Genomic DNA, 13,004 nt, shown 5'->3' on the forward strand with positions numbered 1-13,004 from the left:
CAACCCGACATTATCGAGCATTTTGGCAACGCAGATGCCGTGCCGCAGCTGCCGGAGCGGTGCTTAAGCCGCAAGGCTGGAATTGTGCGGTGTTGCCTAAGGCAAGCTGTGCCGCTAAACGCGAAAATTTATTTCAAAAACAGATAAAAAGTGCTTGACGAACCACTTGAAACATGGTATAGTATACGCATGGTTAGCGAGAACTAACCGACAGGGCCGCTTTTGCTGACGGCGCATGGAATGCCTCCCATCGCCGTGGCCCAGAAAAGGAACAGGCTTGCTCCCTGCTCCTGTCAAAGTCAGGCAGTTCTCCGTTTCAGGTGTTTGCTCTGCACCTTTTTCATTGCCTGAATCAAAACAATATAGCCCTCTCCCCAGCTGCTCCTTGGGAAGAGGGCTTTATTGTTTTGTTTTTATGTGGAGGTTGGGGAAGAATGGGGGCGGGTGGAAGATATAAATTACGGATCCACGGTGTGGGCCGCGCCGGTACCTCTACCGTGTTCCAGCAGGCTGTATTTGCCCTGTGTGATTCCACAAAGACTCTACGCTGCCTGGTGCCGGCAAGTCGGGCAGGAAGATTCAAAAACGAAAAACAAACCCGCGAAAAAACGATGAAAATAAGACGCGAACCCAAGATGCAATATATCCTGCTGTTCTTTGGGCAACACCGCACAATTCCCACCTTGCGGCTTAAGCACCGCTCCGGCAGCTGCGGCACGGCATCTGCGTTGCCAAAATGCTCGATAATGTCGGGTTGCGGTACCCGCATCGTGCTTCGGGGGCAAAAGCCCCTCGCACTCTGCGACCGCTGCCCCTGCTTCGGTTCGCTGCATCCGCCACTGGCGGCGCTCACCTTTACAGCATCCAGTATTATCTGCGCTTTTGGCTTAGCATCTGCCGCACCTCGCACGCCGTATCGGCACTTAGAATTATGCGGTATTGCCTTTGATAATTATAGCTAAAATGATTGAAAGCCGCATCTTAATATGATAAAATGTAAATATTCATATGACATAAAGAGGAAAGAAAAAAGCTGGTTTTGCCCTGTGGGGAAAAGGCCTTTGCGGGCTTGCAGGCAAAACGGCATTGCGGTAGCTTTGCCGCAAAATACTGGTGCTGCCTTATCAACGGGGCGCAGTGGTATGCAGGCCGGCGGGCCTGGGATATGAAGAAAACTTGGAAGAAAAGGGAAACAGGGTATGATTACAAAGCGCGAAAAGCTGCAGTATGTCTATGTCTTTTTAACAGACCTTGCAGCTCTGGCCGCCAGTGTGATTCTGGCATGGCTGATCGTTGGCGGCATTATGGGGCAGCTGCTGCCTTACAGTGTTCTGGATTGGGTTCAGGCGCTGGTTTTGCTGGTGCTGGCCTATACCGTTACATTTTTCTGTTTTGACCAGACGGAAAACATTGTCAAGCGTACCCGCGGGCAGGAAGCCAAACTTTCCATCAAGTCCAACCTGCTGATGATGGTGATCTATTCTGCTTTTCTGACACTGTCCAAAGCGGTTTTGCAGGATTCCCGCTATTTTCTGGTGGGGGTCGTGTCGTTTAACCTCTTCCTGCTCCCGGCGGCCCATGGCCTGCTCAAAAAGCTGCTGGTAAAAGCCCCTGACAGTCTCCAGAACGAAACGCTGGTTGGCATTGTTACCACCGGTGACCATGCAGGCAAGATGATCCGTGAGATCAGCAACGACTGGTCCCGCCGTGTGTGCGGTGTGGCCCTGCTGGAAGCCACGGGGGATGCAATCGGTACCAAGGTGGAGAATATTGAGATAAAAGCCAATTATGATACCTTTATGAACTGGCTGCGCCGCGCCGCTTTGGATGAAGTGTATATCGATGTTCCGATGGACAGCGGCGAATCCTTTATCCCGTACCTGGAAGAGATGGAAAGCATGGGCCTGACCGTGCATTTCCGCATGCCGCTGCTGGACCGCATCGAGGAAAGCTGTTGCAACGAAACCAGCTCCGCCCGCCTGTGCCGCGATCTGGGCCGCTGCGCTGGCGGCAACCTGGTTACCATGGCCACCATTGAACCCAAGCTGCGGGACCAGATCCTGAAGCGCCTGATGGATATTTTGGGCAGCCTGGTGGGCTGCATCATCAGCATCCCCATCATTGCCATTACAGCCATCCCCCTGAAACTGGAAAGCCCCGGCCCGCTCTTCTTTAAGCAGAAGCGAGTGGGCCGCAATGGCCGTATTTTCTACATCCATAAGCTGCGCAGCATGTATATGGATGCCGAGGAACGCAAAAAGGAACTGATGGCCCAGAACGAGATGAACGGCCTGATGTTCAAAATGCAGGATGATCCCCGCATTACCAAGGTGGGTAAGTTTATCCGCAAAACAAGCATTGACGAACTGCCGCAGTTCTTTGATGTTCTGCGTGGAGATATGAGCCTTGTCGGCACCCGCCCGCCCACGCTGGACGAGTATAAACAGTACGAAAGCCACCACAAGCGCCGCCTTTCCATGAAACCGGGCATCACCGGCCTGTGGCAGGTCAGCGGCCGCAGCGATATTGAGGATTTTGAGGACGTTGTCAAACTGGACGTTGAATACATTGATAACTGGAGCCTGTGGGGCGATATAAAAATCCTCTTCAAGACCGTATGGGTTGTCTTTGCCGGTCGGGGGGCAAAGTAAATCGTTAAATGCGTGGCATGGGAACCTAAAATATAAAAACATCAATCCGGAACCCATTCTTTCAACACAATAAGCGGAGCAGGGAACTACTCCACTTTTTTTACAACAAAAACGCAGGAGGTACTTTGATTATGGCTGCAACGCAAAACAGGGATATGGGGAGCGGCAGCATTCCCAAGCTGCTGGCCCAGCTGGCACTGCCCGCGGTGGTGGCGCAGGTGGTAAACCTGCTGTATAACATTGTGGACCGCATCTATATCGGCCATATGCCGGAGGTCGGCGCATCCGCGCTGACGGGCGTTGGCCTGTTTACCCCCATTTTGATGCTGATTACCGCGTTTGCCATGCTGTGCGGCTCCGGCGGCGCGCCCCGCGCGGCCATTGCCATGGGCCGCGGCGATGACGATGCCGCCGAAAAAATCATGGGCAACTGCTTTACGCTGCTGCTGATTTTGGCGGCTGTGCTGACCGTTGTGTTCTATTTCGCTGCGCCGTCCCTGCTGGTGCTGTTCGGTGCCAGCGAAAAAACGCTGCCTTATGCGCTGGATTACGCCCGCATCTATATCATCGGCACCATTTTTGTGCTCATCGTTATGGGCATGAACCCCTTTGTCACCACCCAGGGCTTTGCCACGTTCAGCATGATGACCACCGTGATCGGCGCTGTGTGCAACATCATCCTGGACCCCATCCTGATTTTTGCCCTCAATATGGGGGTGCGCGGTGCCGCCACGGCGACTGTCATCAGTCAGGCGGTGGGCGCGGTGTGGGTGCTGCGCTTTTTGACCGGCAGCCGCACCAGGCTGCGCCTGAGCGTGAAAAACATGCCGCTGGTGGGAAAAGTCATCGGCCCCTGCCTTGGGCTGGGCGTTTCCACCTTTGTGATGATTGCCACCGAAAGTATCCTTTCCATCAGCTTCAACTCCAGCCTGGCACGCTATGGCGGCGATATCGCCGTCGGCGCCATGACCATCATCACCAGCGCCACCCAGCTGCTCAGCATGCCGGTGCAGGGGCTTTGCCAGGGCGCACAGCCCATCATGAGCTTTAACTTTGGCGCGGGCAAGGGTGACCGCGTCAAACAGGCGTTTCGGTTACAGTTCATCATCTGCGTGGCATATGCAGCCGCGTTCTGGGCCGCCTGTATGCTGGTGCCCCAGATGTTTGCGAGCATCTTCTCCACCGATCCGGAACTGGTGCGGTACACGGCCTGGGCCATGCGCGTTTACATGGCGGGTATTTTCTCCACCGGGTTCCAGGTTTCCTGCCAGCAGAGTTTTGTGGCGCTGGGCCAAGCCAAGATCAGTCTGTTCATGGCCTGCCTGCGCAAGCTGATTTTGCTGATTCCCCTGATCTTTATCCTGCCCCTGATTTTGCAGGACAAGGTTTTTGCTGTCTTTTTGGCCGAGCCGGTCAGCGATATCATCGCGGCAACCGTAACCTGCAGCGCATTCTTTATCCGCTTTAACAAGATTCTGGCCACCAGCCAGAAAAAGGCGTAAGAATTTGTGGGATACCCGTCTCCCTGCAGTGTATTTTATAATGGGCAATCAACATTTGCCGTGCCTCCCACCCCGTAGGGACGCACTCTGCGCCCACCAACCTAAGACAATACCGCACAATTCCCGCCTTACGGCTTAAGCACCGCTCCGGCGGCTGCGGCACGGCATCTGCGTTGCCAAAATACTCGATAATACACAAAGTATTATCTGCGCTTTTGGCTTAGCAGCTGCCGCACCTCGCTCGCCGTATCGGCACTTAGAATTATGCGGTATTGCCCTAAAAGGATAACGATTTTACCCAAAGGCATGTGCCGGAATCCCGCACATGTCTTTTTGTTTGCATCATAGCAAACTGTTTACCCGGCGCACCAAATTTGCTCAGTTGCCCTGCCTGCCGCTGGCGAACAAATTTCCGCCAAAACTCAGCATTTGGCGCGTCAACGGCCAAACAAGGTGCGCGTTCCCCCGAAACTGTATCCGACAAAAAAAGCAAATTACGCACAACCAACCTCAAACCCGGCGGGGCAGGGGATGGCAAACGGCGGATTTGGTGTTATAATTTCCGTGGAGTAAGAACGCTGGAAAGCCAGCGGAAAGGAACCGACCATGAAAGGCAAATGGATGAAAATAGTACGGCAGTATACGATCATCACGCTCGGCATTAGCATGATGGCGGTGGGGGTGTATTTCTTCAAATTTCCCAACAACTTTGTCTTTGGCGGTGTGACCGGCGCGGCGGCACTGGCTGCCAAGCTGACCCCGATTTCGGCCAGTGAGTTTTCCGCCGTGGTCAATATGTTGATGCTGCTTCTGGGCCTGATTTTTTTGGGCAAAGAGTTTGCGCTGACCACCGGTTATGCCACCGTGGTGCTTTCGGCGGAATTGATGCTGTTGGAAAAGGCCTGCCCGCTCAACGAGCCTTTGTCGGACCAGCCCATGCTGGAACTGATTTTTGCCATTGCGCTGCCTGCCATTGCTTCGGCATTGCTCTTCAGCGTGGGGGCTTCCAGCGGCGGCACCGATGTGATTGCCCTGATCGTGGAAAAATACACCCACCTGCACAGCATTGCAGCGGCGTTGTTTTTGACCGATCTGGTCATGGTGGTGGCGGCCTGCTTTGTGTTTGACCTGCACACCGCGCTTTACTCTTTCGTCGGCCTTACCGTTAAATCCCTGATGATCGACGTGGTGTTGGAGCGCATGAAGATGTGCAAAGCTATCTTGATCGTCTGCGACGACAAGGAGCCGATCTGCGACTTTGTGAATAAGGAACTGAACCGCGGCGCAACATACACCCCCTGCAACGGTGCATACACCAACCAGCCGCGCTACATTATCTATACCACCCTGACCCGGCACGAAGCAATGCAGCTGCGGGAGTTTATCCACAAGGAACACCTGAACGCCTTTATGTCCATGCTGAGCACCACCGAAGTGTTCGGCAAGGGTTTTGATAACGCCTGAAAACCCGCACATACCGCACAGTTCAAACGCTGTGCGGTATTTTTTGTGCCGAAACGCTTGACAGAAATCCGAACCCGGACTATAATATAAATCCGAAATCGGATTATAACACATCACACAGCGGTGCACAAATAAAGCATCGCCGTTTTGCTGTGAAGAATAGGAGAATGATAGTGTAATGCCGGAAGAACACCATCTCACTGCCCGAAATCTGTTGGAACAGATGAACCGCCAGTTCAATGAATGCAACGCCCTTTATCATGAGCTTGCCGTGCATTACGGTGTTTCGGATACCGTGTTCTGGCTGCTGTATACACTGTATAACAGCAGCGAACCGCAGACCCAGAACCGCCTGTGCATGGAATGGAACCTGCCGAAGCAGACGATGAATTCAGCCGTGGCTTCGATGGTCAAGCAAGGAATGTTGGAACTGGAACCCGCGCCGGGCCGTTACAGCGGCAAACTGCTGCACCTGACGCCAGCCGGGCGGGAACTGGCAGCCAAAACTGCCAAACCCGTGTACAGCGCAGAACAGGCGGCACTGGAACAGCTGGGCATGGCGGAGGCTGAACATTTCGTCCGCCTTGGCCAGGAACACCTGAACGCCATCCGCACGGAATTTAACAAAATTTTACAACAGGAGAAAGTATGAATCAGCGCATCCAATTATCGGACCATTTTACCACATCGCGCATCCTGCGCTTTGCAGCATCCCCTATCATCATGATGGTGTTTACCTCCATCTACAGCGTGGTGGATGGATTTTTCGTTTCCAACTTTGCCGGCAAACAGGCATTCGCTGCCGTCAATCTCATTATGCCGTTTTTACAGGCATTTGGCTGCATCGGCTTTATGCTGGGCACCGGCGGCAGCGCTCTGGTTGCTATGACGCTGGGCACCGGCAACAAAAAGCGCGCCAATGAGCTGTTTTCCATGCTGGTCTGCGCCACTGCGGTGCTGGGCGTGATTTTTACGGTGGTTGCCCTGCTGGTGCTGCGCCCCGCGGCTGTTCTGCTGGGGGCCACTGCGGAACTGCTGGATGACTGCATCTTGTACGGCACCATCATCACGGTGTTCCAGACGGCGTTTATGCTGCAATTTTTGTTCCAGAGCTTTTTCATCACGGCCGAAAAACCCAAGCTGGGCCTTTTCTTTACCGTGGCAGCCGGCCTGACCAACATGGTGCTGGACTTTGTGTTTGTCGGTGTCATGGGGCTTGGCATCACCGGTGCCGCAGCTGCAACGGTGATTAGCCAGCTGATCGGCGGCATCGGCCCCATGTTCTATTTTGCCCGCCCCGGCAACGGCAGCCTGCTACACTTTGTGCGCCCGGTGTTCAGCGGCAAGGCGCTACTTAAGGCCTGCACCAACGGCTCCAGTGAACTGATGACGAATCTGTCCGCCTCTTTGGTAGGCGCGCTGTACAACTGGCAGCTGCTCCGCCTGGGCGGCGCCGATGGCGTGGCCGCTTACGGCGTTATCATGTATGTCAGCTTTTTCTTTGCCGCCATCTTTATCGGCTATGCCCAGGGCTGTGCCCCAGTTGTCAGCTATCATTACGGTGCCGACAACACGGACGAGCTAAAAAACCTGCTGCGTATCAGCCTGCGGGTCATTGCCGTGGGGGGTGTGGCGATGCTCTGCTTCAGTGAGCTGCTGGCCGCCCCGCTTTCCCGCTTCTTTGTGGGTTATGATGCGGAACTGCTGGAACTGACTACCCTCGGCATGAAGCTGTATTCCCTCAGCTTCCTGCTCTGCGGTTTTAACATCTTTGGCTCGGCATTCTTTACCGCGCTCAACAACGGCATAGTATCCGCCGTTATTTCTTTCCTGCGCACCCTGGTGTTCCAGGTCACCGCCATTCTCGTGTTGCCCCATCTGCTGGGCATGAACGGCATCTGGCTTTCCGTTGTGGCAGCCGAAATCGCCGCACTGTTTGTCAATGCATTCTTCCTGGTTAAAAACCGGAAAAAGTACCAGTATTAACGCAAAAGATCAGCCCCTGCCTGAGAGATGGCAAGGGCTGATTTGCTTTTAAGGGTTAGGGCAATACCGCACAATTCCCGCCTTACGGCTTAAGCACCGCTCCGACGGCTGCGGCACGGCATCTGCGTTGCCAAAATGCTCGATAATACACAAAGTATTATCTGCGCTTTTGGCTTGGCATCTGCCGCACCTCGCTCGCCGTATCGGCACTTAGAATTATGCGGTATTGCCTTTACACTTATGCGGTTTTACGCATCCGAGCGGGAGTAGCAGTTTTTCATCTGGCAGCTCAGCTCATACAGCACTTTGTCCAGTGTGTCGGCGGACAGGTCGCGGATGGTATCGGCCATGGCTTCGTTGGCCTGCTCGCGCAGGGCGGCGCGGGCGGAAGCATCCTGTTCACGGCGCAGCTTGGCATCGTAAGTATTGATGTTCGCATGCCCGGCGGAAGCCGCCGCCAGCTGGTAGCGCTCAATATGAAACACCGATTTGCTGTAGGCAGCATCGGCCATGGCGGCGATCATCCGGCTGTTCCAATAGAAGTTGTCGGTGGAAACCGCGCCCGTAGTGTTGGAAAGATACGCAGGGGTGGTGGTTACATTGGCATAGAACGGCACCATCACATTGAACGCGTTGGAAGCAAAGGCAATCCATTCCAAAACGCGGGAATCCTCCGGCTGGTCGGGGCGCATCTGGATCAGGGCCATAAAGTCGTTGCGGTTGATGCCGATGGAGCGGAATGCGCCCTTCTGGTCCGACTGGCTGCTGCCATACGGGTCATACGGTGTGCCCTGATAGTGGGAGGATAATACGTATTTGACATCCTCCGGCGTGATCTTCTTTTCCGGTGCCATGCACCACGGCAGGTCATCACTGCGGGGTGTGTAGTCGGCGTTGGGGCCGTCCCACTTCTTGCTGTGGGGGTTCAGATAGCGCAGCATGAACCAGGCACGCGGCGTGTTGTACACATGGTCAGAATCATCGTGGCTGCCAAAGGCGTCCCGCGGGTTCAGTACCCCGTTCCAGGAAAGATCCAGATGGTCGTTCTCGATAAAATCATCCAGGTCGGCGGAGCAAAGGTGGTTCTTTTTGGCGCCAAATGCGTCTTCCAGATCAAACTGGTCAATGCCAAGTTGGTTGGGCATCACCACATAGGCATCGTCCGGAACGCGCTTAGCGATCCAGTGGTGCCCGCCGATGGTCTCCAGCCACCAGATTTCGTGCACGTCCTGGAACGCAATGCCGTTCATCTCGTAAGTGCCGTATTTTTCCAGCAGCTTGCCCAGCCGCAGCACGCCCTCGCGCGCAGTGTGGATGTAAGGCAGTACCAGATAAACAATGTCCTCCTCGCCAATGCCGCCGGGAACTTCTGGCTGACCGTCCTTGGCGGGGATATACTCCACCAGCGGGTCAGCCCCCAGAACGCGGGGGTTGGAAGTGATGGTCTCGGTGGCGGTCATGCCGACACCGGCCTCGTTCACGCCGCCTGCGGCCCAGATGCCCTTGCCCTCCACGGCGTTGGGCATTGCGGTCATCCGCATCGGGCTGCCGGGCAGCTCCACTTCCACATGGGAAAGTACCGACCGGTACACGGCCGGGTGCTCCTGCGGGGGAACGACCACGAACTTTTTGGGGGTGAAATGCCCGGAACCGGAATCGTCATTGCGGGCAATCATGGTAGAGCCATCATAAGAAGCTTTTCTGCCAACCAGAATTGTTGTACAAGCCATATTAGAATGCAAGTCCTTTCTGTATGCTGCGTACCGGAGAATCCGGCACGCAGGAAATGATATGGTTTATGATACTTATAGAATAATCGTTTGCTGCCGTAAATACAACTGGGCTGCCGCAAAAAAAATATGCGGTTTGGACGCAGAATTACTTGCCGACATGTACAAAGTATGATATAAACAAATAAAAGTTTAAGGACAAAGAAGGGGAAACCGTGGTAGAAATTCTTACGCATGCCGGGTGTTTTATCGGCATCATTCTGTTGGGCTGGGCGCTGCGCCGGGTCGGATTCTTTAAGGAGAGCGACTTCCATGTGCTCAGCAAAATTGTGATCAAGATCACCCTGACGGCGGCGATCGTGACAAACTTTTCCGGGCGGGAGATGCAGACCTCCATGCTGCTGCTCACCCTGATGGGCTTCGGCTTCGGCGTGCTGATGATGATCGTTGGCTCGGTTATGTATCTCCCCCAGGGGAGGGAGCGCCAGGCGTTTGCCATGCTTAATGCCTCCGGCTGCAACATCGGCAACTTTGCCATGCCCTTTGCCCAGGGCTTCCTTGGCCCGGTGGGCGTTATCGCCGTCAGCCTGTTTGACTGCGGCAACAGCATGATCTGCCTGGGCGGGGCTTACAGCATTGCCAGCATTGTCAAATCCGGCGATGGAAAGTTCCGCATCAAGCCGATTTTGAATAACCTTGTGCACAGCATCCCGCTGATGACCTATATCTTTATGACGATCCTGGGGCTTCTGCACCTGAGCCTGCCCGCCCCGGTTGTGGAGTTTGCGGGCATTGTGGGCAATGCCAACGCCTTTATGGCCATGCTGATGATCGGCGTGGGGTTCCACCTGAACGGCGACCCGTCCCAGATCGGGGATATCATTAAAATTCTGGGCGTACGGTACATCATCGGCATTGCGTTAGCATTGGCAGCCTATTTTATCCTGCCGCTCCCGCTGGAATACCGCCAGGCACTTGTGATCGTATTTTTGGCCCCGGTGGCCAGCGCCAACCCGCCTTTTACCGCGCAGATGGGCAGTGACTTCGGCCTTGCCAGTGCGATCAATTCGGTTTCCATCATTGCCAGTATCGTTTTGATCACAACCGCATTGGTTATCATGCTGTAATCCATCCCCCTGCGCAGACCTTACAAAACTGCACGGGGAAATTTGTTCAAATAACTAAAATGCAGCATTCCTGAACAAAAGTCCAGAAATTTAAGCAAAGAGGTCTATCTTTCCGGGGCGCACTTTGCTATACTAACAAATAAGAAATACGGCATTCCGCTTGCCAAAAAGGAGTCCTGCAATATGTCCAACTTTGTACCGGAAAAGACAGCTCTCGGCATCGAATTCGGCTCTACCCGCATCAAGGCAGTGCTGATCGGCCCGGAGCATACCCCGCTGGCACAGGGGGATTATACCTGGGAAAACCAGCTGCACAACGGCATCTGGACCTACCCACTGGAACAGGTCTGGCAGGGCCTGCAAAGTGCTTACGCTGCCCTTGCCGCCGATGTACAGCAAAAATACGGCTGCACCCTGACCAAGGTGGGCTGCATTGGCATTTCCGCCATGATGCACGGCTACCTGGCCTTTGATGCCAACGGCGAACTGCTGGTGCCGTTCCGCACCTGGCGCAACACCATCACCGGCGCAGCGGCCGAGGAGCTGACTGCGGCGTTCGGCTTCAACATCCCCCAGCGCTGGAGCATTGCCCACCTGTACCAGGCTATGCTGAACAAAGAAGAGCATCTGTCCAAGCTGGACTTTTTTACCACGCTGGCAGGCTATGTGCACTGGCAGCTGACCGGCCATAAAGTGCTGGGCGTTGGCGATGCCAGCGGCATGTTCCCCATTGACAGCACTACCGGCGGTTATGACGTCGCCATGCTGCAAAAGTTCAACACCATGGCCGCCGCCAAGGGCTATGCCGTGGACCTGAACGCGCTGCTGCCGGAGGTTCTGCCCGCCGGTGCGGACGCCGGCACCCTGACCGAAGCCGGTGCCCGCCTGTTGGACCCCGCCGGCAATTTGCAGGCCGGTATTCCGCTCTGCCCGCCGGAGGGCGACGCCGGAACCGGCATGGCCGCCACCAACAGCGTGGCGCCCCGCACCGGCAATGTCAGCGCCGGCACCAGCATTTTTGCCATGGTTGTGCTGGAAAAGGCCCTGAGCAAAGTTTACCCCGAAATTGATATGGTTACCACCCCCGCAGGCGACCCTGTTGCCATGGTGCACTGCAACAACTGCACCAGCGACCTGAACGCCTGGGTGGAGCTGCTGGCCCAGAACGCCGAACTCTGCGGTGCAAAAGTGAACAAGGGTGAGCTGTTTACCAAGCTGTTCAACCTTTCTTTGCAGGGGGCACCGGACTGCGGCGGTGTGATCCCCGTGAACTATTACTCCGGCGAGGGCGTGACCCACTTTGATGCAGGCCGCCCCATGCTGCTGCGTGGGCCGGAAAGTGATTTCAGCCTGGCAAACCTGATGCGCGCCAACATTTACTCCGCGTTTGCCACGCTGGCCATCGGGTTGGATATCCTGAACGAAGAACATGTGACGCTGGATACCCTGCTGGGCCACGGCGGCCTGTTCAAGACCCCCGGCGTGGCCCAGCGCTACCTGGCCGCTGCCGCCCACACCGCTGTGACCTGCACCGAAACCGCAGGCGAGGGCGGCCCTTACGGCATGGCCCTGCTGGCTGCTTACCGTGTGGAGCACGCCGATGGCGAAACGCTGGCAAGCTACCTGCAGAACCGCGTGTTCGCCGGTGCCGCCAGCACCACCCTGAACCCGGATGCCGCTGATGAAGCCGGGTTTGCCGCATTCCTGAAAGAATACAAAAAGGCACTGTGCGCCGAGCGCACCGCCGTTGAAACAATGTGAGGGAACAATTATGCTGGAAGAACTGAAACAACAGGTATACGAAGCCAATATGGAACTGCCCCGCCGCAGCCTTGTTACTTACACATGGGGCAATGTGTCCGGCATTGACCGGGAAAAAGGGCTGTTTGTCATCAAGCCGTCCGGCGTGGAGTACGATGAACTGACCCCTGATATGCTGGTGGTCATGGATCTGAACGGCAATCAGGTGGAAGGTGACCTGAACCCCAGCAGCGATACCAAGACCCATCTGGAACTGTACAAGGCATTCCCCGCGCTGGGCGGTGTGGTGCATACCCACAGCACCCACGCCGTGGCATGGGCCCAGGCCCGGCGGGATATCCCGGCGTTCGGCACCACCCATGCAGACTATTTTTACGGCCCGGTGCCCTGTGCCCGTGAGCTGACCCCCGAAGAGATCGAGGAAGATTACGAGAAAAACACCGGCAAGGTGATTATTGAAACTTTCCGCACCCGCGGCATTGACCCGGTGCATGTGCCCGGCGTTCTGTGCGCCAGCCATGGCCCCTTTACCTGGGGCAAGGATGCCGCCCAGGCTGTTTACCACGCCGTTGTGCTGGAAGAAGTGGCCAAGATGGCCCTGCTGACCTGCCAGATCAACCCCAACGCGGAGCCCGCCCCCCAGCATGTGCTGGACAAGCACTTTATGCGCAAGCACGGCCCCAACGCCTATTACGGCCAGAAAAAGTAAGGCAATACCGCATAATTCTAAGTGCCGATACGGCGAGCGAGGTGCGGCAGATGCTAAGCCAAAAGCGCAGATAA

The 13,004-nt window shown here is 55.5% G+C and carries 10 protein-coding genes; 9 read left to right on the top strand and 1 reads right to left on the bottom strand.

The annotated features are described in order from the left end of the window. Positions 1 to 320: 320 nt before the first annotated feature. The 6 genes from C4885_RS16315 (at position 321) to C4885_RS12930 (ending at position 7,603) form a co-directional block, all read left to right on the top strand. The gene (locus C4885_RS16315) at positions 321 to 962 is read left to right on the top strand and encodes a hypothetical protein (protein ID WP_147237842.1); all 642 of its coding nucleotides are present in this window, start codon (positions 321 to 323) and stop codon (positions 960 to 962) included. Positions 963 to 1,199: 237 nt separating this feature from the next. Then, entirely contained in the window at positions 1,200 to 2,651 is a 1,452-nt protein-coding gene (locus C4885_RS12910) for a sugar transferase (RefSeq protein ID WP_114000733.1), read from the top strand. 131 nt (positions 2,652 to 2,782) lie between these two features. After that, entirely contained in the window at positions 2,783 to 4,153 is a 1,371-nt protein-coding gene (locus C4885_RS12915) for an MATE family efflux transporter (protein WP_114000734.1), read from the top strand. A 606-nt stretch (positions 4,154 to 4,759) separates the two neighbouring features. Then, positions 4,760 to 5,617 (top strand): YitT family protein, encoded by an 858-nt coding sequence (locus C4885_RS12920; protein WP_114000735.1) that lies wholly within the window; start codon positions 4,760 to 4,762, stop codon positions 5,615 to 5,617. Positions 5,618 to 5,795: 178 nt separating this feature from the next. Next, on the top strand, positions 5,796 to 6,269 hold the full coding sequence (locus tag C4885_RS12925) for a MarR family winged helix-turn-helix transcriptional regulator (protein WP_114000736.1): 474 nt from the start codon (positions 5,796 to 5,798) through the stop codon (positions 6,267 to 6,269). Next, complete coding sequence (locus C4885_RS12930; protein ID WP_114000737.1) at positions 6,266 to 7,603, top strand: MATE family efflux transporter; 1,338 nt, start codon at positions 6,266 to 6,268, stop codon at positions 7,601 to 7,603. The genes C4885_RS12925 and C4885_RS12930 overlap by 4 nt, the downstream gene beginning before the upstream one ends. A 248-nt stretch (positions 7,604 to 7,851) precedes the next feature. On the opposite strand, the gene C4885_RS12935 is transcribed toward C4885_RS12930, so the two are convergent. Continuing rightward, positions 7,852 to 9,333, bottom strand: a complete 1,482-nt coding sequence (locus C4885_RS12935; RefSeq protein WP_114000738.1) for a C69 family dipeptidase — start codon at positions 9,331 to 9,333, stop codon at positions 7,852 to 7,854. Between the two features lie 215 nt (positions 9,334 to 9,548). Between C4885_RS12935 and C4885_RS12940 the strand changes: the two genes are divergently transcribed. From C4885_RS12940 to C4885_RS12950, 3 genes are all read left to right on the top strand, one after another. Continuing rightward, positions 9,549 to 10,460, top strand: coding sequence for an AEC family transporter (locus C4885_RS12940; protein WP_114000739.1), 912 nt, complete (start codon positions 9,549 to 9,551; stop codon positions 10,458 to 10,460). Between the two features lie 183 nt (positions 10,461 to 10,643). Continuing rightward, entirely contained in the window at positions 10,644 to 12,221 is a 1,578-nt protein-coding gene (locus C4885_RS12945; protein WP_114000740.1) for a xylulokinase, read from the top strand. 10 nt (positions 12,222 to 12,231) lie between these two features. Beyond that, a complete protein-coding gene (locus C4885_RS12950) occupies positions 12,232 to 12,930 on the top strand; it encodes an L-ribulose-5-phosphate 4-epimerase (protein WP_114000741.1) in 699 nt (232 codons plus the stop codon). The last annotated feature ends 74 nt before the right edge of the window (positions 12,931 to 13,004 follow it).

It is taken from the genome of Subdoligranulum sp. APC924/74 (assembly GCF_003324125.1).
Lineage (GTDB): Bacteria > Bacillota > Clostridia > Oscillospirales > Ruminococcaceae > Gemmiger > Gemmiger qucibialis.